The following is a 23,156-nucleotide window of genomic DNA, read 5'->3' on the forward strand; positions in this document are numbered from 1 at the left end:
CTTGGAATAGTTCACACGAAACGCGAAGTTTTCACTTTTTTTAACAATCAGGAGCAATCCTGAATCAATTCAGAACATTGTCCGGTCAGAGGAAAACAGGATATTGGGAAGCCTATTCGCCGATGACGACATAACCGGCCCATTTGATGGGTTTTAATCCTTTATAAATCAGACGAAGCTTGGAAAAGCGGAGTGCCTCTGCAACAGAATAACCGGAAAGCAGGTATTTAAAAAACAAGGTAGTCAGTTCGCAAGACTCTTTGTCATAGACCTTAAACAAAGTATAGACGACATTTTTTGCACCGGAATACAAAAATCCACGGTTAAGTGCCATCGTGCCTTCCCCGTGTTTAATTTCACCTATTCCTGTTTCGCAACAACTCAACACGACCACCTCAGCGTTGAGTTGCAGGTTGTAAGCGTCTTTCATGGAGAATAAGGTTTTACCATCCCCTGTGTTTGGCGAGAAAATAATACCCGTTTTGGAGGGTTTGTCGTCGTCAACGTCCGCATGAGCGGCAATTAAAACATACTTATATTGACCGGCTAATGCTTTAAAATTGTCTAAAGTTGCCGAATGATGGATCAAAACCCGACCCGACCGGTTTTTTTTGGCAAACAGATGACCGGCTTTTTGGACTTCCATTTCTGTATATAACAATTCCTGATAAGGTTTCCCTTCGATATTGCTGCGCAAAACGCCGGCAGATTCTAAATATTCAATCCGGTGTTTCGATTGTAACTGCTCATTGCCGGGTCTTATGTTGCTGTCTGTTTCAAATAGCAAGTCTGTTTCATCTATGTCAGGACGATTGATTTGGGCACTGTAAACCGGAGCAATGCCGATAAATTCGCCGGACAATTTTGAATTGTTGGGTTCAAACATCGAGACAAGTTCTTTGAAGACCTGTTCAGTTTTGGCAGATTGGTTTTGCTGATGCCATAATGTTGCAGAATAATGGTAAGAAATCATAAACTGATTGAGCAGGTAGGGCAGTTTCTTAAAAGAAATATCTTCGGTACATTTTTTGGTCAGCAATGCTTCAAAAGGGATTTTATGAATCACTCCATCGGGAACTATAATCAACCGGTTGATTTGTTTCAGCTTACCGGATTTGATGAGTTTTTTGAGAAGACAGCTATACAAAGTATAGCTGTAATTCAGGTAATTGTTTTCTTCAAAAGGCTGGAAGGTGTAGGAAAAATCACTTGCAAGACGATGGAAATCATCCGGCAAAGTTTGGAATGTCCAATATTTTTGAGTTGGAGTGATTAAAAATGCACATAGTAATTGGTCGGTCAGCATATAACTGATCATGCCGGTTTCGGGCGGCAGAGCAGCCTGAATTTGATTAATTCCCGCAATAGTCAGGTCAAACTTTAAGCGGTAATACTCCGGATATTCTACTTCAAGCCTTTCAATCAGAGATTCGTAAATCTTTTTGGCATCAAAATATGAACTGCGCAAATCTGCTAACCGGTCTGTGACGGAGGGATTCAGGTCATTTTCGTTTATTTCAGAAATACATCGTTCTAAATAGGTCAATTGATGCCTTAACTGATCTTCTTCTGTTCTCAGTTCTTCCGGTATATAAGCTTTTGCTTTGGCTTCTGCTTCTTTAATGCCTTCATACAACAGAATACTTTTGCTTTTTTCGGTAAAATAGAAGGCAAGATCCATCAGGTTTATGGGCAGATGATAACCATAGTCTTTATTGATTGACTGAATAAGGTTTTTTAAAGTTCCCTTTTCTGAATTGTGAAAGTCCTGAGCAATTGTATGAATGACTTCGAGGGCTTTGTTATAGACCTTTGTTTTTGCATTGCCGGCTAAAGAAAGTTTGCTGTCTTCTATTTTAAAACTTTGGCGGATTTTGTCAATCAGTTCATCGGCACATTGAAAATAGGCTAATGAGGTTGCCAAATCCAAAAATTCTTCAGAATTTGAATATAGTGAATAATGTACATTCGCTTTCAGGGTCAGGGTTTCAAAAAGCTGAATAGCACTGTTGTAGTTAGTCAATTCCGGAAGCCTGTAAATTTGAGAAACAGATATATCTAAACCCAACGCATACAATGATTTTTGCAGATACTCATGAGTTTGAGCAAATCTGTTTAGGACGAAATAAACTTCCGCCAGATTGCGGCAACACATACCTGTTTTGGAGCTTTGACCACCAAAAGATTTTTCCCAAATTGACAATGCCCAATGGTAATAATCAATGGCTGTTGAATAAAGGCCAAGATGTTGACAGCAAATTCCAAGATTATAGCAGGTCAGTGCAGTTTCGTGATGTACTTCGTTGTGTATGGCGAGTTTGATTGTCAATGCTTTTTTGAAGTATTCAATAGCTTCGTGATACTTTTTTAACAAATGGCAACTAACCCCTAAAGTATGCAAAGCAATCGCAGTACCGGGATGGTTCTCACCCCACTCTTTTAATTTAATTTGGTAGGACAACTGTTTGTAATGCAAAGCCTGGGCATAATCCCCTTTGTCATCAAAACAGCTCCCGAGATTGTGATAGCTCCGTGCAGTACTGACATGGTATTTGCCAAAAACCTTTTCTCGGATATTTAATGCTTTAAAATGAAAACTGAGGGCATTGGAAAAATCGCCGATTGCGCGGTAACAAAGCCCTAAATTGTTGTAAGAATTGGCAGTGATTGGATGATTATCGCCATAGATCATCAATTTTAGTTCGAGTGATTGTTGATGATATTGAATGGCTTGTCCAAGCTTTCCCATTTTGTTGTAACATGCCCCCAGATGATTGTAACTGTTCGCAATTTCGGGATGCACTTTTTGAGGGAGCGATTTACTGATATTCAGCGCAAGTTCAGCACAATTTATCGCTTCTTGAATTTTGCCCATTCTCCAGTTACATTCACTTTGCAGGTTCAGGTTTTGCAGTATTTGATCCCAAGCTCCGATGTTTGCAATCTCAATGCTCTCTTTCATCAACAAAGCAAGTGCTTCAGCATATTTACCGGTTTTCATCAAAAATTCTATGTCGTTTTGATTATTTTCAGGGAATGTCATGTACTAACTTGGTTTTTGAACTGAAAAGATACAAATATTTATGTTCTCTCTGACTTGTTGTCAAACAATTTTAAACTTTGACCTTACAGAATTTATGTTCCCAACAACACATATCCCGCCCATTTTAAAGGCATTCCTCCTTTTTCGATGATATGCAGTTTGGCATGATGCAGGGCTTCGGCGCATCGGGGGTTGTTGAGCAAATGATGGAAAAAAAGAGTGGTGAGTTCGCAAGATTCCTTGTCATAAACCTTAAACAAGGTATAAACGACATTGCTCGCACCTGCGTAAAGAAACCCTCGATTGAGTGCCATCGTGCCTTCCCCTTTGTTGATTTTTCCAAGCCCAGTTTCACAACAGCTCAGCACAACTACCTCTGCATTTAGCTTCAGGTTGTAAGCATCCGACATATAGAATATGCCTTTACCGTCTTCTTTGTTGGGCGAAAAGATGATGCCGGTTTTTTCTGGATTTTCATCGTCCACATCTGCATGAGCGGCAATCAGGATATAGCGATATTGACCGGCCAAGGCTTTAAAATTGTTTAAAGTTGCCGATTGATGCAGCAGGATGCGGGCATCTAATCCGTTTTCAGCGTAAGCCTTTCCACTTTGTCGGACTTCGGTTTCGCTGTGAAGCAGTTCGGCGTAATCTTTTCCATCCACTGTCCCTCTGACAATACTGTCCGCTTCGATGTAATGAATTTTTTGGGTTGTTTTGTCAAATTCTAATCCAAGCTGCGTCAACAGCTCATAATCAACGTTCAGTTCAATGTCCGTTTCGGTATCAGACCGGAGGCTGTCGGCATATACCGGTGCAAAGCCGAGAAAATTTTGGATGGTTGGAGGCAAAATATCGGAAACGGTTTGTTGCCCGAGCCAAAGGGTAGCCGAATAATGATAGCGGATGATATAGCGATGGAGAAGATAGTTTAACTTCCGGTAGGGAACGGTATCCTTTACAGTTTGTGTGAGTAAAGCCTCGAACGGAATGCGGGACAAAATGCCGTCGGGTATAATAATAAGTTGGTGGATAAAATCGAGCCAACCAAGTTCTTCCATTGGTTGAATCAGAATACGGTACAAATCGAAAGCATAGGTGATATAGTCTTCTTTACCAAAAGGCTCAAAAGAATATAACAGGTCTTCGACCATATCTTCAAAACCGGCGGGCAGTTGTTGTTGCAGCCAATTGGCACTATCAGAGGTGATGACGATGCTGTATAAGTGATTTTCACTCACCACATAACTTATCATTGCCGTTTGAGGAGACAGCGCAGCCTGAACTGCTTCAATATCTGTTACGGTCAGGTCATGTTTAAGACGGTAATAATCGGGAAACCGGGTTTCTATGTCTTCGATTAAATGTTGGTATTGCTCTTTCAGGTCAAACAATTCCAAATCCCAATTTAAGGTAACGGAAAAGTCTTGCTGCTCCTCCGGTTTACTTTTGGCTTCTCTCAGCTGATGTTCCAACCTTGCAAGTTCAAGACGCAGGTTCATTTCCTGTTCGCGCATTTGTTCGGGGAGACCTGCGTTAATTTTGGCCTGATTGTCTTTAATGCCCGAAAGTAAAACGATGGCTTTACTTTTTTCAGAAAAATAAAAAGCTGTTTGAACAGGTTGCTCCGGTAAAGAATATTGATAGTTGAAATTGACCTCTTTGATGAGCCGGGTAAATTCTTCTGGTCCGGTATTGTTAAAAACCTGTTCGGCAAACCACGCAGTTTCCATTCCTTCATCATAAATTTCTGTTTTGCTTTTTCCGGCTAAAACTAATTTACTGCCTTCTAATTTATAGCTTTGCCGGGTTTGGTCAATCAGACAATCGGCATGATAAAAATGGGCGAGCGAGGCCGCTAAATCAACAAATTTTGAAGCTTCTAAAAACAAATCATGAAATATATTTGCTTTTAAAACAAGCATTTCAAAACAATATATTCTGCTGTTGTAGTGTTCGAGCCTGGGCAACAAACAGACCTTGTGTTTCGAACCGGTTAATCCAAGCGAGAACAATGCTTTTTGAACATGTTCAAGTGCTTTTGCAAAATTTTTTACCTGACTATAACAGGAGGCTATAACAACATAACTGCGGGCTGTAACGGGGTTTATCTCTCCAAACAGGCTCAGATTGATATAGAGCATTTCTTCATAGTGTTCAAAAGCTTCTTTAAAACGACCTGTTAATTTGTACCAGTTGCCCAAACAAAGATAGCTGATAGCGGTATCGTTATTTACCTTGCCAAAAACAGAAAGCCTGATGTCGAAAGCTTTCTTAAAATATTCGTAAGCTTTTTCCATATTTTGTACCGAAAAATATAAATTGCCCAAACCATGATAGCCCTGAGCAGTTTGAGCGTTAAGTTCACCAAAAACTTTTAACCTGAAATCCAGCGTTTTATTTAAGTAAAACGTAGCTTCCTTGTACCTGCGCATTGAAACAAAGCAAGTACCCAAATTAAAATAACAAGTTGATATTTCGATATGGGATAGCTGACCGGTATATGCAGCTATAGAAAGGTTATGTAAATAACACTGAACTGCTGATTCATAATCGCTTGTTTTTTGATAACAGTTTCCGAGATTATTATAAATACGTGAAAACCGGAAATCAGATTTATCGTAAAGTTTCAAATCATTCTCCAATGATTTTTGGAGATAGTGAATAGCTTTTGAATAGTCTCCATAATCTATATAAGAGGTACTCAAATTATGATAATATTTTCCTAAGCCGGGGCTGACTTCTCCAAAATAGAAGGTTTCTATGTTAACTGCTTTGTTCAGCAAATCAATTGCTGTTTTATACTCTCCCAAATATCGGTAACAGATACCAAGATTGGAATAAGTTTTTGCATGGATGGCAGCATCCGCACTAAATTGGACACTATCTATATCTAAGGTTTTGTTAAAAAATTCGATAGCGAGGGCATATTTGCTTTGCTTTGCATAACAGATGCCTAAACTATTCAAACACCTTGAAAATAAGTGGTTTGGTTCGTCCGGAAACAGGGTAAAAATAGACAATGCCTGTTCGAATAAATGGATGGTATCCTCAATAGTTCCATACTTTTGTGAGGTTATTCCAAGATAATAATAGCTGTTTGCTGTTTGAAGATGATGCAAACCAAAATGTTCTAAACAAAAATTTAATGATAATTGGGCAATATTGAAGCTGTCTTCATATTGATGAATTTGTTGTAAACAATCACTATGCATCAACAAACAAGCGGTGTAGTTGAACCAGTCTTCGTTTTGCTCATAGACCGGGATAATTTGTACTAATACCGCTATCGCTTCGCGAAATTTACGCTGTTCAATGAGTTGTTTCGAATGATTTAAAAGGTCGGTTAGATTTTCCAAAATTTGACCGGGTTGATGGTAGTGAAAGATGACAAATAACCTGTTTTCAGGTTCAGAATTGAAAGGAAATGAAAAAAACCTTTAACCATGTTTAGGTGTATTTCATTGAATCGCCCTAAATTCTGAACCTTGAATTCGCTTGCCTACAAAAATAAGTAAACTTCCCTTGATTTTTACCCATAAAAAAGCCCCCTTCATAAGAAGGAGGCTGAAATATTTTCTATGATCAAATAACAAAATAAGGTTGATAATCCTTACAGGATAGTTACGATATAATGCGTAGCCACATCGCTGCTTTGGTTTTCAGCGGTCAGATAACGGTAAGTGCCGTAGTTTGGCGGCATAAAATCTCTCATCTCGACGGTTCTTTTGGTATTTGCCGCCACTTCGATAAAGTTGGCGTTAGTTCCACCCGGGGTATCGGCAAAATAAAACCGGATAGCGGCATTCCCATCGTTGTTCAACAGTAATTTGTCGTCGTCAAGGAGGGTGCGGGTAAACACTAATTTTTTCTCACTAACCCCGAGAATAGAGGTAAACACGGTTTGCGGTTTAGTTCGCAGGTTTTCGATGTCAAACAAACTTTCGATAAAATTCGGGTCACCGGAAAAATTTTCAATCGAATACCCCACGTTTCTCCATTGCATTTCCATCGCTGCACGACGGGCTGTTTCGACCTCATTGCTTTTTGCCCGAACACTCGAAATCAACACCAACTGCGCATCCCGCGCTGCCGACAGAGCAGTATAAGCAGCATCCACCTCTGTTTTGACCGTTGCCAATCCTGCATGGGGGGTTAGTTTAATTGATAACTGTTGATAGGCTTCAATCTGATCTTCAATCGAACTGCGGTTAAACGGCGCGCGACCATTGTCAAAAATCAGGTTATAGGCACTTGAGTTATAGCCCACCTCCGACCTGATTGCCGTATCCCAACCATCCAGCATGGCATAACTGCTTTTCAGCAATTCATCTAAGATGTCGGTAGCAATTTTTTGTGCCGAAAATTCCGTCTTCCACGCATTGTATGCCGCCACTAAAGCTACATGTAAGGTATGATACCGGTTGTAAATAACTACCAATAAAGCAATTGTCGCCTTTTTACCATCTAAAACAGCATCATGATAGTTACTTAACTTTACAGACTTCTTGAAGTTTTTCCTTGTCTGCGTCAAAAACTGATTGACTAAATAATGCCATTGTTTCATAGCCATAACATAAAATTTAAGAGGTAAACAATAAGTCAGGTATAATAATAATCAGGAGTGGTGATGTTTGTCTATATATCTCTTTGAATTATCTGAAATGTTAGTGTCTTAACGAAAAATATCCAAATTTAGTTGCATCGGCATAAAGTTTTTTTTAAAAATCTCTAATAATTATCCATAAACTATTAACCCCTTCAAACTTATCCGGAAAATGCTGCTTTAACCTCTTTATCCCTTTACAAAGAATCCTTTGTTTACAAGGTTTTGACAGCATACATGACGATGGATGGCAACGCGTAAAGTTACACACTGTCATCTATTGAAATGTACCACTTCCCGTAAGCTGCTTTGTTGTCAACCATCACAACATACCGAAACAAGTAAAACCATATCGCTATCATACACGCTGATGTATGACAACAAGTAAGACTACTTATTAGCTGTCATTGTGATGTACGACAACATGTAACGTGATTTGTTCCTAAACATCGTCATACATGACAGTATGTAATAAAAAGGAAGGTTTGTTGTTAAAAGAGCAGGTAGCAGGTAGCTTAATTTGTACCTGAAGCGGAAAAGAATGGATAAACCGGTTATTGGAGTCCTATAAGGTTTTGAAAATCTTTTAGATCTGTAAGAACAAAAATCAGGGTCATCTGCGGTAAACCAAATAGCAAAAGAAAAATCATCATAGTTCATGAAGGTAAACCGGACATGAAAAGAATAAACCTCAGCGTTTCACCAAAAACAACAAATGCCGATACTTGCATCTCTCCGTTACATAAAAATCCCCCGCCTACACGAGTTAAGCGGGGGAAGGTTAACTTTGATATATTACTAAATCAATCAATTTCCGTGAATAAGCAGCGCGCGCCGATGTATGGCAATGCCGTCTTTGTTGACTAACCGGCAGATATACAAGCCACTTGGCAGGTCTTTAGTGTCGTAATTAGCGGTATATTGCTCACCTTCAGCAACAGAACCTTCAAACAGAGTGGAAACTTCTTTGCCCAAAAGGTCATATACGGTTAGTTTTAACACATCATCCTGCGGCCAACTGAACGAGGCATTCAGGTTGCCGGCAAACGGATTAGGGGCAATTTGCAACAGGTTTTCGTTGAACTCGACCTTTCCCCGTCCCCTTGCTTTTTTCGGAACCCAGAACCAACCGATGGTATATTCGGGCGGAACACTGCAATCTGTTACGGTAACGATATACCATCCGGCAGCGAGGCTACTGATGCTGCCCATCGTGGCTGCCGGTGCGCCTGTCCAGGTAGAGGGGCCTGCCCATTGATATTGATAATCACCGCCCGGACATGTAATTCCTCCGGCAACCGTAAGGACGATGGACCCGTTGCCTGTTCCAAAGTCAGAGGTAATCACACTGTTGACAATATTTAGCACGCCATCCGGGTCAGTACCTGTCGGGCTGTTGCTGAATACTAAGGTGCTGACCCCGCAACCATTGGAATCAGAGATGGTTACACTCCATGCCGCATAGTCTGCATAGATGATTTGTATCGTGCCCGGTGTCGGGATAGACCACAACACATAACCCGAAATATTCCACTCATAGTTGTAAGGAGATTGACCGCCGGTAAAGGTGATGATATTCACATTGTAAAATGCAGGAATCACCCCACCTTCTCCTTCTGTGATGTTTTCGTTGATTCCGGTTAAAACAGGCACCACCGGTGGTTCGGTGATGGTAACCGAACTCACACAAACACATCCGTTCAGGTCTGTTACAGTAACCGAATAGGTGCCTGGTGCTAACTCCGTCAATCCCGAAACATTGCCATAAGGCCCGCCGGGGCCACTCCAGCTATAAGAATAAGGCGGCACACCTCCTGTTTGAGTAACATTGACCGTACCGTCGTTGGCACCATTGCAGGTAATATTGGTACCGGTCGCATTGCAGTTCAGCGGAGTTGGCTGGGTTAATACAAAACTCCTCACAGTGCTGCAACCACTGCTGTCGCCGATGGTTACGGTATAAAAACCGGACGATAACCCGCTGAGGGAATTTGTACCGGATGTTCCGTTGCTCCATTGATAAGTATATGGCGGAAGCCCGTTGCTCGGCGTTACGGTAATGCTGCCGTTGTTTCCACCATTACAACTGATATTAAACCCGTTGTAGTTGGAAACCGATTGAGCAACGCTTAACAGAGAAACCGTGATGACAAATGAACAGGTACTGCTGTTTCCGACATTATCGGTTGCGGTATAGGTAACTGTGGTATTGCCCAACGGGAACTGGCTTCCTGAAGTATGAGAACCAATTACGGTTACTTGCCCGCAATTGTCGGTGGCTGTGGGAGGTGTCCAGCTTGCGATATTGTTACAACTGACAATATTCGAAGGGCAGGGTGTTAAAACAGGTGCTTGCCCGTCGTTGATGGTAACGGTGAACGAGCAGCTTGCCGTATTTCCGGAAATATCTTCCACCGTATAGACCACAGTGGTTATACCCTCGAATGCGCTTCCCGGATTGAAGGTTGAATCTAACGATTCAATGCCGCAATTGTCATTTGTAACAGGATCGCTCCACGAAACATCGGCTTCGCAGGTTCCATTTTCAGCCGGTGCAATAATATTAGCGGGACAGGTAATGGTCGGGTTGGTCGTATCAATTTTATTGACTAAAAACGAACAAGTCGAGGTATTTCCGTTCCCATCATTTGCGGTCATTGTAACGGTGCTTACCCCTACCCCCGTAATGGTTGTGCCGGCAGGTGGAGACTGGGTCGTGGTTGGAGAGCTGCAGTTGTCAGTGGCAGTTGCTGTATATGTGGACAGCGTAGCAGAACAACTGGATCCAAGCGTTACAGTCTGTGTGGCAGGACAGATGATGGAAGGTGCAATCGGGTCAGTCCTTGTAACGCCAAAAGAGCAGGAGGCTGTGTTGCCGTTTCCGTCGTTGGCAGTCAATACTACGGTCGAAGTTCCCACTCCTGATACCGAAGTGCCGGAGGCTGGAGATTGAGAAACTGTAACGCTGCTACAGTTGTCGGAGGTCGCAGCGGCACTGTAAGTGCCGAGTGTTCCCATGCAGGAAGCGTTCAGGTTAATGGTTTGAGTACCCGGACACGTAATTCCGGGAGGAGTGTTATCTAAGCGGGTAACCGCAAAAGAACAACTATTGGAATTGCCATTCCCGTCTCCGACTGTCAGCACGACAGTTGTGCTGCCCAATCCCGTAACGGTGGTGCCGGCAGCAGGAGATTGAGTAACAGTCGGGGTACCGCAGTTGTCTGCAACTGAGGTAGCCGAATAAGTCCCCAATATGCCCTGACACGAAGCGTTCAGGAAAATAGTTTGTGTAGATGGGCAGGAAATTGTCGGGGATGTGGTGTCAATTTTATTGACGTTAAAACTACAGGTTCCCGTATTGCCCGAAACATCTGTTGCGGTGAGCATGACGGTGGCTGTACCTGTGCCGGTTAATACACTCGAAGCGGCAGGTGACTGCGATATGGTCGGCGGCGTACAGTTGTCGGAAGATGCGGCAGCACTATATAAAGGTAAAACAACTGAACAGGCGGATCCTAAAGTCAGGGTTTGAGTTGCAGGGCAGCTTACAGTTGGCGGGTTAACATCTAATCTGTTGATGGCAAACGAGCAGGAAGCCGTGTTGCCATTGCCATCGTTGGCAGTCAGCGTAACGGTAGTAGTTCCGATGCCCGAAACGGTAGTGCCTGAAACAGGCAGTTGTGTTACGGTGGGCGTGGTGCAATTGTCGGCTACGCTTGCGGGGCTGTAGCCTGCCAGGGTGCCGTTGCAAGAAGCATTAAGCAGGATGTTCTGAGAGGAGGGGCAGGTAATAGTCGGTGGAGTGGCATCCGCACGATTGACGGTAAATGAACAGGAAGTGGAGTTGCCGTTTCCGTCTGTTACGGTCAGCGAAACTGTAGAAGTACCAGCACCCGATAGTACAGTGCCTGCCGCAGGTATCTGAGATACTGCCGGTGTGCCGCAGTTATCAGCCATGGCAGCCGGGTTATATGCGGGCAAGGGCACACTACACCCGCCAACCAACGAGAGGAATTGCGGTGCCGGGCAACTGATAGTTGGCGATGCGTTGTCTATTTTATTGATGGAAAACGAACAGGTTGCAGTAGAACCGGCATTGTCGTTTGCCGTGAGCGTAACTGTGGTTGAACCAATTCCTGATATGATTGTGCCTGATACAGGTGATTGAGTAACACTGGGTGTGTTACAGTTATCAGCAACAGAAGTCGGGGAATATCCGGGTAATACCACCGAACAAGTCGTTCCTAAAATCAGCGTTTGGGTGGATGGGCAGGTAATGGTCGGCGGCACATTATCAGTGCGGTTCACTGTAAAAGAACAGGAAGAGGTATTGTTTTTAATGTCGCTTGCCGTTAAGACCACAGTCGTTGTACCTGCTCCGGTAAGTACCGTATTCCCTGCGGGAACTTGGGTAAAAGTTGGAACATAACAATTGTCCGTATTACTTACCGGATTATAAAAAGGCAACATAGCCGAACAACCGGACCCTAACGCTAAGGTTTGGTTAGCCGGACATACAATTACCGGAGGGGTAACATCATCTACAAACACGGTGAAATTGCAGATTGCCGTGTTAAACCCATCATTTGCCGACAAGGTTATTGAGTTGATTTCAGCCGTTAGTAATGTTCCTGCAGCAGGAGACTGCCCCTGAGTAGTTGCAGAACAATTGTCAGAAACGGAAGCGAGGCTATAAGCCGGCAATGCAACTGAACAAGACGGGCCAAAAGTAAGGAACTGATTTTGCGGACAGGTAATAATCGGAGATTGGTTGTCTATACGACTCAGGGTCAAAGTACAGGTTGCCGTATTGTTGCTCGCATCAGACGCTGTTAGCGTAACGGTAATATCGCCCGATCCGGTAGTAGTGGATGCTGCCAAAGGCGATTGTTGGAAAGTAACGGCAGAGCAGTTATCAGCCATTGCAACCGGTGTAAATGCCGGGATGATCGCCGAACAGGCTGCATCCAATACAACACTGCCATTTCCTGGACATGTTACAGTGGGCGGGGTAATATCTACCTTGTTCAAATCAAAACTACAGGTTGCAGTATTGCTGCTTGCATCAGTAGCAGTGAGTGTGATGGTTACTGATCCCGTTCCGGAAACTGTTGATGAAAATGGAGGAGATTGGCTGACAGTTGGAACGCCGCAATTATCACTCAAAGTAGCAGGTGAATACGTAGGTAATGTCGCCGAACAAGTTTCATTTAAAACAATCGTTTGAGTACTTGGGCAGGTGATAACAGGGGCTGTATCATCTACTCTTTGCAAAAGAAAGGAACAAGTCGCAGTATTTGACCCTGCATCGGTAATGGTTAATTGAACGGTTGTATTTCCTACGCCGGTCAAAGTAGTACCTGCCAAAGGAGTTTGGGTAACCACAGTCTGATTGCAATTGTCCGAAAAACTGTCCGGAGAAAAGGTAGGTACGGTAATCATACAGGAGCTGTTGACAAAAAGGGTTACAGGTCCTGTAGGACAAGTGATGGTCGGTGGGGTAATATCTATGCGGTTCACTTCAAAGTTGCAGGTAGCTGTATTCCCACTCCCGTCAGTTGCTATTAAAGTTACTACCGTAGTTCCATGTCCGTTAAAAACCGTGCCGGTTGTTGGTGATTGAGTTACGTTTACAGTAATACAATCATCGGCAGCCGTAGCACTTCCCGTATAATTGCTCAGTGTAATTGAACAAGTCGGGCCTAAATTAATATCGTCATCATCAGGACAGGTAATGGTGGGCGGCTCAGTATCATCAGCATCAACTACAATAGAGGCCGATGCAGTACAACCTGTCGTATAAGTTACGGTTACCACATAAGTTCCGGTAGCAGAGGCAGTGATACTTTGAGTAGTGGCATTTCCGCCGGCCGCATTCCATAAATAAGACGCAAAACCGCTATTAGTATTTAACAGCACACTGCCTCCGGGGCAAAACGAGGTTGGCCCTCCCGGCGTAATGGTGGGCAAAGTAATAGCCGGGATAACAACACTATAGGTATAATTGCCACCGGAGTTATTATTGATACTTAAAGTATTCATATCATGGGCCACTTGTCCATGTGTGGAAACTTGGGTATTAATACTTGCCATCGAATTGTTAGACGAATATGCATAAAGAGTAACCGTAGTACCAAATGACATTGCCGGAATATTGGCTACGCCGCTGATGCCGGTAAAAGAAACCGGTACAATTGTAGAAGTCAGGAAACCATCAGTAGAATAACGTACAAATACATTCTCTCCGCTCGAAAGCGATGCAGAAATGGTTACATAAACCTGAACAATTTGATTTGCTGCTGCCGCACCGGTACAAACACTTACTGTGTTGATGGTTTTTGGATTATAGGTAGTTTCCAAAACACTCATATAGCAGTTTAAAGGGGCTACTCTTTCCTGAATGTTAAAGGTGTAATACCTCCCCGAAGTAACCGGTGATAGATTGATGGCAGAACCGCCGTTACTGCTGTTATACAAAGCAGAACCTGTACCGCTAACCGGTGCAATCGTAGTATTAAATGAAATCGCAGATGTTCCGGCAGCATAAGCACGCCATACATCGCCCGGATAACCGCAGTTTAGAGGAAACTCATAATTCGCGCTGCTTGAATTTTGGGTTGCCTGAATCCTTAACTGCCTGAATGCACCTAAATCATTCAGGGAAGCACAGGTAAATGGGGCTCCGTTGACATTATTGGTGCCTAATGCTCCAGGCTGGGCAATCAGATTTTGGCAAACATTCATACCAACAATCAAAGCTACAAGCAACAAGCTTGATTTTGTAAAGTTGTTCATAAAGTATTACATTTTGGATTGAGTAAAAATAGGGTAGCTAATGGCGTTTGCCAAAAACTTGAGCTGATTATTTTTGAATTTGTTCATTACAAGAACTCTTTAAACTTATTGGGTAAGAAAAACCGCTGAAATTGAATGGAAGTCAGGTTAAGTTACAACCAATGTTAAAGAGTCCGAGCAAAAATAACTATTATCCTTGGAATGTCTTTCCCTTTTGTCATCTTTTAGTTAAAAGCTTTTAACATTTTAGAACATCATCTATAAGTAAATTTATAGTTGTCTTAATCTAATGCTTTAACCCTTTTACAACAAAGACTTTTTATTTACAAAGATTACAAAATCCTAATCTTCCACATCACAAAATTCCAGTAAATCGGAAATAGGTTTGCCTGTACAGGAATTGGGGAAGGCGGTTTTTAAAAGTATCGCTAAGGTAGGCGCAATATCGGTAATATAGACTAAGGAAGAAGAGGATTTGCCTTTGGGGATTTTCCATCCGAACCAATATAATGGAACATGGGCATCATATGTATAGCTGCTGCCATGCGTCGTGCCGGCATAATCTCCTTCCATCCAGCCGGGTTGCAGGGCAAATGCAACATCCCCGCTTCTTTTTGGATAAAATCCGTTTTGAATACAAAAACGGGGCCAATCCGTATAGCTATGATAGCTCAGCATATAAGCAGGTAATGCAAACGCAACCCCCTCGAATTGAAGCATAAATCGTGCAGTCTCTTCCTGTATCTGATGCAGCGGTAATTTTTTCTGCGCAATAATCCGGTGGTTAAAATATATTTGCTCGTTTATGACACTAACCACCAATGAATCGGAATACTTTTCAGATAGATAGGATTTTAATAAACGAACCGGTTCAGTCTTGTTAAAGTTACCGGCCGGTATACTGACAGATTTGGCAAACTCTGCCACATCAGCAACCGCGTGATCAGCGGTCATAAATATCAGGGTATTGTCCAAACCTAAATAATTGTCCAAAAATTGAAGCAAGTCTTCGATATCCTTGTCAAAACGAAGGTACGTATCTTCAATCTCAATGGAACGGGGCCCGTAGATATGCCCGATAACATCGGTTGAGGAAAAACTGATGGCGATAAAATCGGTAATCCCAATTGTTTTACCAAGTTGCTCCTTTTCAATTGCGGCAATAGCAAAGTCTTTCAGCAATGTATTGCCGTAAGGTGTACATTTTACCACTTCAAACCCGCCTCGCCTTGCATTGACAATATCAGGGGTTTTATGAGGAAAAACAGGAGCAGTTTCTCCCCACAAAGTCTCCTCGTATGGCTGATTATCAGGACGGCTTTGTGTATATGTATGGATCGGGAACAGCGTTTCCCAGTTTTGTTGCTGATACTTTTCAGGATATTTAAGGTTGTTAAATGCGGTAACCCATTCGGGAAGGACATCAAAATAAAAGTCCGATGACATGAAGTTTCCGGTTACGCCATCATACCAGTATGCTGCATCGGCAGTATGCCCGGCAGGTAGTATTGCCCCCCTGTCTTTCAAAGATATTCCGATGACCTTGCTTTTGAAATTAGTTAACAACTTCAATTCATCGGTAATAGTAGTTGATAAAAGATTTCGGGGCGACATTTTACCTGCTTCCAGATTGCCGCCAAGTGCTTTGGCTAAAGTATCGCCCGTACAATAGACAACCTTACCCAACCCTGTATGATACCATTGATTGCCAATCACCCCATGAACGGAAGGAGTTGTTCCGGTATATATTGAGGCATGACCGGGAGCAGTATAGGTCGGAACATAGTTGAACTGTGTATTTTTACAGTTATACCCTTCGGAGATTAGTCTTTTTAACCCCTTGTTGCCAAGCCTTTCCCAAAATCGTTCCACATAATCAGGGCGCATTTGATCAACGACAATCCCAACAACCAGTTTTGGCTTAGTATCAAAGTGTTTTTTAGGCTCCTTGTTGTTTGGTTGTGCAACTAAAACAGGTTGATGAATGAATAGAAAAACACAAAATAACAAACAGGAATAAATGAAAGAAAAGAATTTTGACAGGGAAAGAAATACAGGATTTTTGGCAGCAATTCGCGCAATGAATTTCATATTTCAGGATTGATTGGTTGTAAAACAAATTCCCCAACCGGCAACCGGATTGGGGAATTTATATTGATTTTCATAGGATACTGGTCATAGGGAATTTGTACAGACAAGATAAAGGATTGATTTTAGAAAATCAAAACAACTTTCAATCCCAAATAATAATCTACCGGATTAAATTTCACAACTTCCTCCATGACAACTGATTGCGCTGTATTTATTTATAGACTCATAAATAGGTCTGGTTAATATTTCGTTAAAATTAACTAATTTAAAAGTGCGGTTCACAACGTGCCATTTATGCCAGAGATGCACGTCCTTCATGCAATAAATGGTTTTGTTGAGGTCAGACTTGAAATAATTCTTGGCAAATTTATGTACTCGTCTTATCCAATCGTTTTGCAAAAGCGTTTGATCTCTTCTTCCAATCAACTGCTTTTTGTCATCGGTAATATAAGACAAGGCTTCCCATAGATCACCATTAAAATAATGTAGCCCGTCAACAATCAGACCCGACATAAACATCGCCCCTTCCCCATATTTATTGATGATTTCCTGACTGTTTAACACAGAGGTAAACGGAGCTTGTACATAATCTTTATCGCCGAACAAAGAAATAAAAGATACGGCTGCAAAATTAGATTGATGATGGTAAATATAACTGACAATTTCATTCAAATCATCAATAATTACCGTATTGCTGACATTGTGTTGTGTTAGGGAATTATAACACTTTTCCGGCTTTTTCCCGCCTGCAACCCATGAGTTTTGTACAAGTTCAATCAGTTTAAGGTGCTTTACCCCCTGCATATCGTCTTTCACTATCGCATTCTCATCGTTTTCGCAAGGTGAATACACAACATAATCAGAATTAGTAGATGACCATCTCGATTCTTCCAAACAATCAGGCTGATGTATTTCGAGATATTTAGCAGTTTCAGATTCTTTGTTGAGTTGCATGATTCTGAAATACCGTTTGGCATGTTCGGGGTGAATACCTGAAGCGGTTTGTAAAATTACAGAAGCATTTCCCGAAGGTTTCACCGTAGTTGTTCTCGCAGCTTCATTTATTCCTATAAATTTTGCTACCTCAGCATTAGTCTCTTTAACAATTTCAGCACCTTTTAAAAGGATAGTTTCATTAAACAATTCTGGCCTTGTCATCCATCCTGTGATAGATATACCAAGCAAAGCCTCTCCGGCAACAATCCATTCCGTCTGCTTACCAAGGTAAGGAAAGTCAGTATATCCTGCTTGCAAGGTGCCTAGTATGGCAGCATATCGGCAAAGTGAATAAAATTTATCTTTGGAAAATTTACCTTTACTATCCACACAAGCGGAAGCATTCAATTCATTAAGATTACAAAACTGAAACACCGCTTCAGATTTATCAACGATTTGCTCGTAAAAGTTAAATCCTATTTCAAAACAAGGGTTAAACATCTCATCTTCATGGTTCATAAAGACAAACCCAATATCATTATCACCTTCATTAAGGGCTACTAATTTTTTAAAATATTCCTCGCTAAATGTATTCCTCAATAGCCCAACTGAATTATTACTCCTTGCTCTCCACGGAAAATTGGATCTCCAGTTACCCGTTTTAGCATAGAGCATGTCGTGGTCGTTTTCGTCAATAATAACATTCATAGCCGAACGTCTCACGCCTCCGGACAAAACAGCGTCAGACAAGTGCATGAATAAATCATAGGCAATTATGGTTTTAAATTCACCGGAATTGGAAGAAAGCAGTTCTTCTATCCGCTCTAATGACTGTTTCAAACCTTCATGCCCCGGTGCTTTAAACCCACCGGTTATAAATGCACCTTTTGGCCTGATTAATGAGTAATCAAACTTAATCTGACATTGATAATACTCTTCATAAAGCGAGGGATGCTTACAAAAAGAACTGACCAATACTTTAATGGATTCAGACCATCCTTCGATAGAATCCGGAATAGTAAACAGTTTTACATCGTTTCCCCTTTTGTCTATATTAGGCAATTGTGATACGAACTTTTGCTTTAAGGAAACGCCAAGCCCACAACCACACAATAACACATAAAATCCACGGTTGAACACGTCCGGTGAATAAGCATAAGTGGTACAACAATTGTAAATTTTAGCATTGTGCTTGATTATTGCCTGTCCACGAAACTGCAAATTGCGTTGTGATGATAAAAATTCCTTGTCGTAGTATCCTTGCTTTATCTCATCCAACAATGGCCTGATTTTTTCACCATACTTCAGAATGTGCGTATTCAAAACTTTGTCACATGCTTCAGACCATGTTTCATAGCGCCCGGAATTTTCATCCCACTTGAGGTAGTCAGAATAAAGTTTTAATTCCGAAATAAATTCTTTCCCTTTTGATCTCTTCATTTTTGTTTCAATTTTAGATCTTTCATAGTAAAACTTGTTAAATAACCGGTGTTGATCCGGCGAAGCAGGAGAGAATATTCGAAAACTAATTTCCAATTCAATTCTGTTCAAAGATAAGAAAGTGCTTTGTCATAGAAAAGCAATTTTTAAATAAAGTTCTGCAAAGTAAAAGCTTATTTGACATGATTTGATTTTAACTTTTCCACAAACTAACATCTCAATTCTTGTCTTGTGATAATTGCTTTAAATGGTTTTTAAAATGCTGTCTTTCAAACTGTTCATTAATAAGTCAGATTGAATTATTTCAAAGTAACTATAAACAGATTAGACCAATATTCTTTTGAAGTTCATTGTGTACAAAATGAACTATGAAATGTGTCTAATAGTTAAAATGATAAAATTTGCAACAAAAGAAAGCCTCCTGAAGTAACTTTTCATATTCAGGAGGCTTTTAGCTAAAAACAGAAGATTGATGGAACTATTTCAAAGTTATTAGTTTGACCTTTTGACTAATGTTAAGTTCCGGAACATTAATATGGCAGATATAAACTCCTGATGGTAAATTCTGACTATTAAAGCTCATTTCTAAGGGTTCATTCTTCGGTGCAGTTCCATCAAATAAAACAGCAACCGTTTTTCCGGAAAGATCATAAACCGATATTTTGACCAAAGTCGTTATAGGAACAGAAAACGATACATTAGTCTGATCTTGAAAAGGATTGGGGTAAACCTCAATTAAATTAACATTGACAGATTCTAAAGCTGACTTACCTCTCCCTCTGATTTGTTTAGGCACCCAATACCATCCAATCACACTGTTATCATCTACGGTTCCGGGTAATCCGTCAGATCCACAATCTGAAACAGTTACTGTGTACCATCCGGCCGGCAAGTTTGAAATTGTAGAAATGTTTGTATTTCCGGGAGGTATCCAAGCCATTGGAAATCCCCATTCGTATTGATAAGAATTACCACCACAAGGATTTCCTCCTTCAACTATCAAGGAAATAGCACCTGTGTTTAAACCGCTATCAGAGGTGATATTAAAACTTGCGATGTTTAAGTCCCCTGCATTTCCTGATGGATTGGGGCTGTTAAATGTCAAAACATTTGCACCACATGGTCCTCCGCTCGAACTATCTGAAATTGTAACACTCCAACTTGATCCGCTACCATAAACAATGGTGATTTCATTAGTTCCGGTAAAAGTATGCTGAACCCAACCTGTTGTATTCCAATTGTAATTTATAGGCGCAGTTCCGCCATTATGTGTCAAAACATAAACATGATAAAACACAGGAGGCCCACTGCCACTGTCAGCTTCAACTAAATTACCGGTCATGCCTCCGCTATTATTGACGGTTACTGTAAAAGAACAGGAAGCTGATTGCCCGCTTGCAGCTGAAACATTAAAAGTATTCGTAGTTGTGCCAACCGGAAAAATAAAACCGCTCGGCAATCCGGTTGTTTGAATTGTAGTAGAGCCTGTACAATTATCGGTGCCAATCGGAGAATCAAAACTTACAGCAGCCCCACATATTCCGGGTGAATTGTTAACCACAATTGGGGCGGGACAAATGATTGTTGGAGGTTCATTGTAATTTACAGTAACGGTAAACGAACAATTTGCAGTCTGACCGGTAGCAGCTGTTACAACGAATACATTTGTAGTTGTTCCAAGAGGGAAATTTGCACCACTGGCATAACCATTTGTTTGAAGTGTTGAAGTTGAAGCACAATTATCTGAACCGACAGGTGTTGTGTAATTTACAATTGCGCCACATATCCCAATATTATTATTTACAATTAATGGCGAAGGGCAATTGATACTAGGATTAGCTGTATAATTTACTGTAACCGTAAACGAACAATTAGCATTTTGTCCATTGGCAGCAGTTACTGTAAACACATTATTTGTAACACCGACTGGAAATAAAGAACCACTTGCAAGACCCGAAGTAAGTAAAGTTGATGCTCCTGAACAGTTATCATTTCCAACCGGAGTAGAAAAATTAACAACTGCACCGCAATTGCCCGGACTATTATTCACACTAACCGGAGGAGGACAAACTATAGTCGGAGGTTCTAAATCGTTAATAGTAACTGTGAAAGAACAATTAGCTGTTTGAACTCCAGAGGTTACAGTAAAAGTATTTGTTGTAACCCCAACAGGAAAATTATTGCCGCTGGACAAGCCTGCTGTTTGAGAAGTTGATGGTGTCCCACATTCATCAGTTCCGACAGGAGGAGTATATGTAACAACTGCACTACAATTATTAAAAGCAGCATTCATTGTTATATTGGATGGGCAGGTAATTGAAGGTATTCCTCCACCTCCAACTGAAACAGTTACCTGATCTGATGAAGAGCACCCTCCTGCTATGGCTGTTAACGTATAAGTTGTAGTTGTGGCGGGAGAAGCTACCGGATTTGCAATATTGGGGTTGCTTAATCCTGTAGAAGGAGACCAAGAATAGATTACAGGAATTGACACATTTCCATTCAATAAAATATCATCAATATACCAGTTGTCTATATTCCAAACATTGCCGTCAAATAAAAATCTAAAATAAAAAATCTGCCCTGCAATAACATTCAAATTTACATTAACTGTGTTTGCTGCAACATCAGCAGTTGGAGACAAAGTCCATCTGTCAGTCCAGTTAGCTTGATCAGTTGAGGTCTGAAGTTTGAGATTATAGGTGCCGGTAAAATGATCTACAAAATGCTTGAACGATAAATTAATTGTAGTATAATAGGTCGCATCAACCGGAGATGACATAACCCAGGATGAAATAACGGTTGGATCACTACCAGAAAAATATCTGAATAACATTTCATCAGCAACGCCACCGGCAAAAGCTGTAGCACTAATCACCCATCTGTTTCCATCGTTGGTGATAAAATTTGCAAAGTCAGAAAAAGAATTAGCACTATACAACGTCTGATTTCCAGATGGCACAGAAGCACTCCCATTCAAAGTAGTGCTTCCACTACAATTAATAGTTACATCATTTCCTGCATTAACCGATGGAGGAATACAATAAGTTACTCTGATAATTCCTCCCGAACCAAATCCACCATTTTGAGAACTTCCAAGCAGCCAGGCAGTTTTCGCTCCTCCTCCACCTGCGCTGTAAGCGTTGCCAGAACCACCATTGCCACCTGCACTGGCACCGGTACCACCATTCCCTCCAAGCTGTGATCCACCTGTACCACCTACTCCACCGGTCCCACCATTTAAACACAACCCTGAGCCAACAGCGCCATTAGCTCCATTTCCACCAGATGCATCAGATCCGGCACCTCCTCCCCCACCTCCTGAAGCATGACAACTCCCGGAACCGGTACCATTTCCACCATTTCCTCCGTTTCGAGTTACGACATTTCCTACTGAAGCAGAAGCTTGTCCTCCACTCGCACCAGGGGTCGAGTTATTAGCAACACCCAAACCACCTTTCGCCATTACAGTTGAAGGTGAACCAAAGTAAGTATCTCCACCATCTTTAACAACTGACGATGCATTACCACCATTACCGCCAATTCCAACGACATAAGCAAAGGTTTGTCCAGGACTAACAATCAAATTACTTTTAGCATAAGCACCTCCCCCACCTCCTCCACTTGATTGACCACTATTGTTTGTCCATCCGCCGCCGCCACCGCCGCCCCAACATTCTATTTTTAATGATGTTACACCTGTTGGAACTGTAAATGTCCCATTTGTAGATAACAGTTGAACTACCGGCTGACAAATGACCGGCTTTGTTAAGATTAAGCAAACGTAAATCAATACTGTTTTAAAGTACCGGTTAAGTAGAATGTCTTTCAGATTTATTTGTTTTCTAAGTAATCTAACTAAAAGTGAGTAGCAATCCTTCATAAGCATTTTGATTTAATTCAATTGTAAAGAATAGAGTATTTTGTTTCAACTATTGTTGTAAGGATTTCGAATTAATAAATACTTTTTTTAAAAAACTACAATGCTTAAAAGTAATTACTATCCTTTTATAAACACAACTTTTTAAAAAAATTTGACAGTAATAGACTTAAATGTTCAATGTTTTACAATTATTTACCGTTAGAGCTATTCTTGCAATTTACAAATGACTATTTATCATTTTCATGATATAAATCCGGCTTGATCTTTAAAATATTTGAATTTGTATTTTGCCGGCCATATTCAGTGTACAAATCTGATATTTTTGCATAGATATCCTTGTAATTTTAACGTTTAGGATTTAA

Annotated in this window: 7 protein-coding genes; all 7 read right to left on the bottom strand. The window is 41.2% G+C overall.

Annotated elements, in window-relative coordinates:
• Positions 1-112: 112 nt before the first annotated feature.
• The 7 genes from IPM47_13610 to IPM47_13640 all read right to left on the bottom strand — a co-directional run bounded on the left by IPM47_13610 (position 113) and on the right by IPM47_13640 (position 22,794).
• The gene (locus tag IPM47_13610; protein ID QQS27906.1) at positions 113-3,043 is read right to left on the bottom strand and encodes a CHAT domain-containing protein; all 2,931 of its coding nucleotides are present in this window, start codon (positions 3,041-3,043) and stop codon (positions 113-115) included.
• 92 nt (positions 3,044-3,135) lie between these two features.
• A complete protein-coding gene (locus tag IPM47_13615; GenBank protein ID QQS27907.1) occupies positions 3,136-6,402 on the bottom strand; it encodes a CHAT domain-containing protein in 3,267 nt (1,088 codons plus the stop codon).
• A gap of 254 nt (positions 6,403-6,656) precedes the next feature.
• Positions 6,657-7,616 carry a hypothetical protein gene (locus tag IPM47_13620; protein QQS27908.1) on the bottom strand — a complete coding sequence of 320 codons (960 nt, stop codon included), beginning with the start codon at positions 7,614-7,616 and terminating at the stop codon, positions 6,657-6,659.
• A gap of 840 nt (positions 7,617-8,456) precedes the next feature.
• On the bottom strand, positions 8,457-14,444 hold the full coding sequence (locus IPM47_13625) for an HYR domain-containing protein (GenBank protein QQS27909.1): 5,988 nt from the start codon (positions 14,442-14,444) through the stop codon (positions 8,457-8,459).
• 342 nt (positions 14,445-14,786) lie between these two features.
• Positions 14,787-16,535 (bottom strand): alkaline phosphatase family protein, encoded by a 1,749-nt coding sequence (locus tag IPM47_13630; GenBank protein QQS27910.1) that lies wholly within the window; start codon positions 16,533-16,535, stop codon positions 14,787-14,789.
• Positions 16,536-16,703: 168 nt separating this feature from the next.
• Complete coding sequence (locus IPM47_13635) at positions 16,704-18,911, bottom strand: hypothetical protein (GenBank protein ID QQS27911.1); 2,208 nt, start codon at positions 18,909-18,911, stop codon at positions 16,704-16,706.
• Between the two features lie 478 nt (positions 18,912-19,389).
• Positions 19,390-22,794 (bottom strand): HYR domain-containing protein, encoded by a 3,405-nt coding sequence (locus IPM47_13640; protein ID QQS27912.1) that lies wholly within the window; start codon positions 22,792-22,794, stop codon positions 19,390-19,392.
• Positions 22,795-23,156 lie beyond the last annotated feature (362 nt).

This window comes from Sphingobacteriales bacterium (genome assembly GCA_016700115.1).
Lineage (GTDB): Bacteria > Bacteroidota > Bacteroidia > Chitinophagales > UBA2359 > UBA2359.

Bases quoted from the DNA above. Each gene is read 5' to 3' on its own strand.
- IPM47_13610 (QQS27906.1), bottom strand. From the start codon at position 3,043: ATGACATTCCCTGAAAATAATCAAAACGACATAGAATTTTTGATGAAA.
- IPM47_13620 (QQS27908.1), bottom strand. From the start codon at position 7,616: ATGGCTATGAAACAATGGCATTATTTAGTCAATCAGTTTTTGACGCAG.
- IPM47_13625 (QQS27909.1), bottom strand. From the start codon at position 14,444: ATGAACAACTTTACAAAATCAAGCTTGTTGCTTGTAGCTTTGATTGTT.
- IPM47_13630 (QQS27910.1), bottom strand. From the start codon at position 16,535: ATGAAATTCATTGCGCGAATTGCTGCCAAAAATCCTGTATTTCTTTCC.
- IPM47_13635 (QQS27911.1), bottom strand. From the start codon at position 18,911: ATGAAGAGATCAAAAGGGAAAGAATTTATTTCGGAATTAAAACTTTAT.
- IPM47_13640 (QQS27912.1), bottom strand. From the start codon at position 22,794: ATGAAGGATTGCTACTCACTTTTAGTTAGATTACTTAGAAAACAAATA.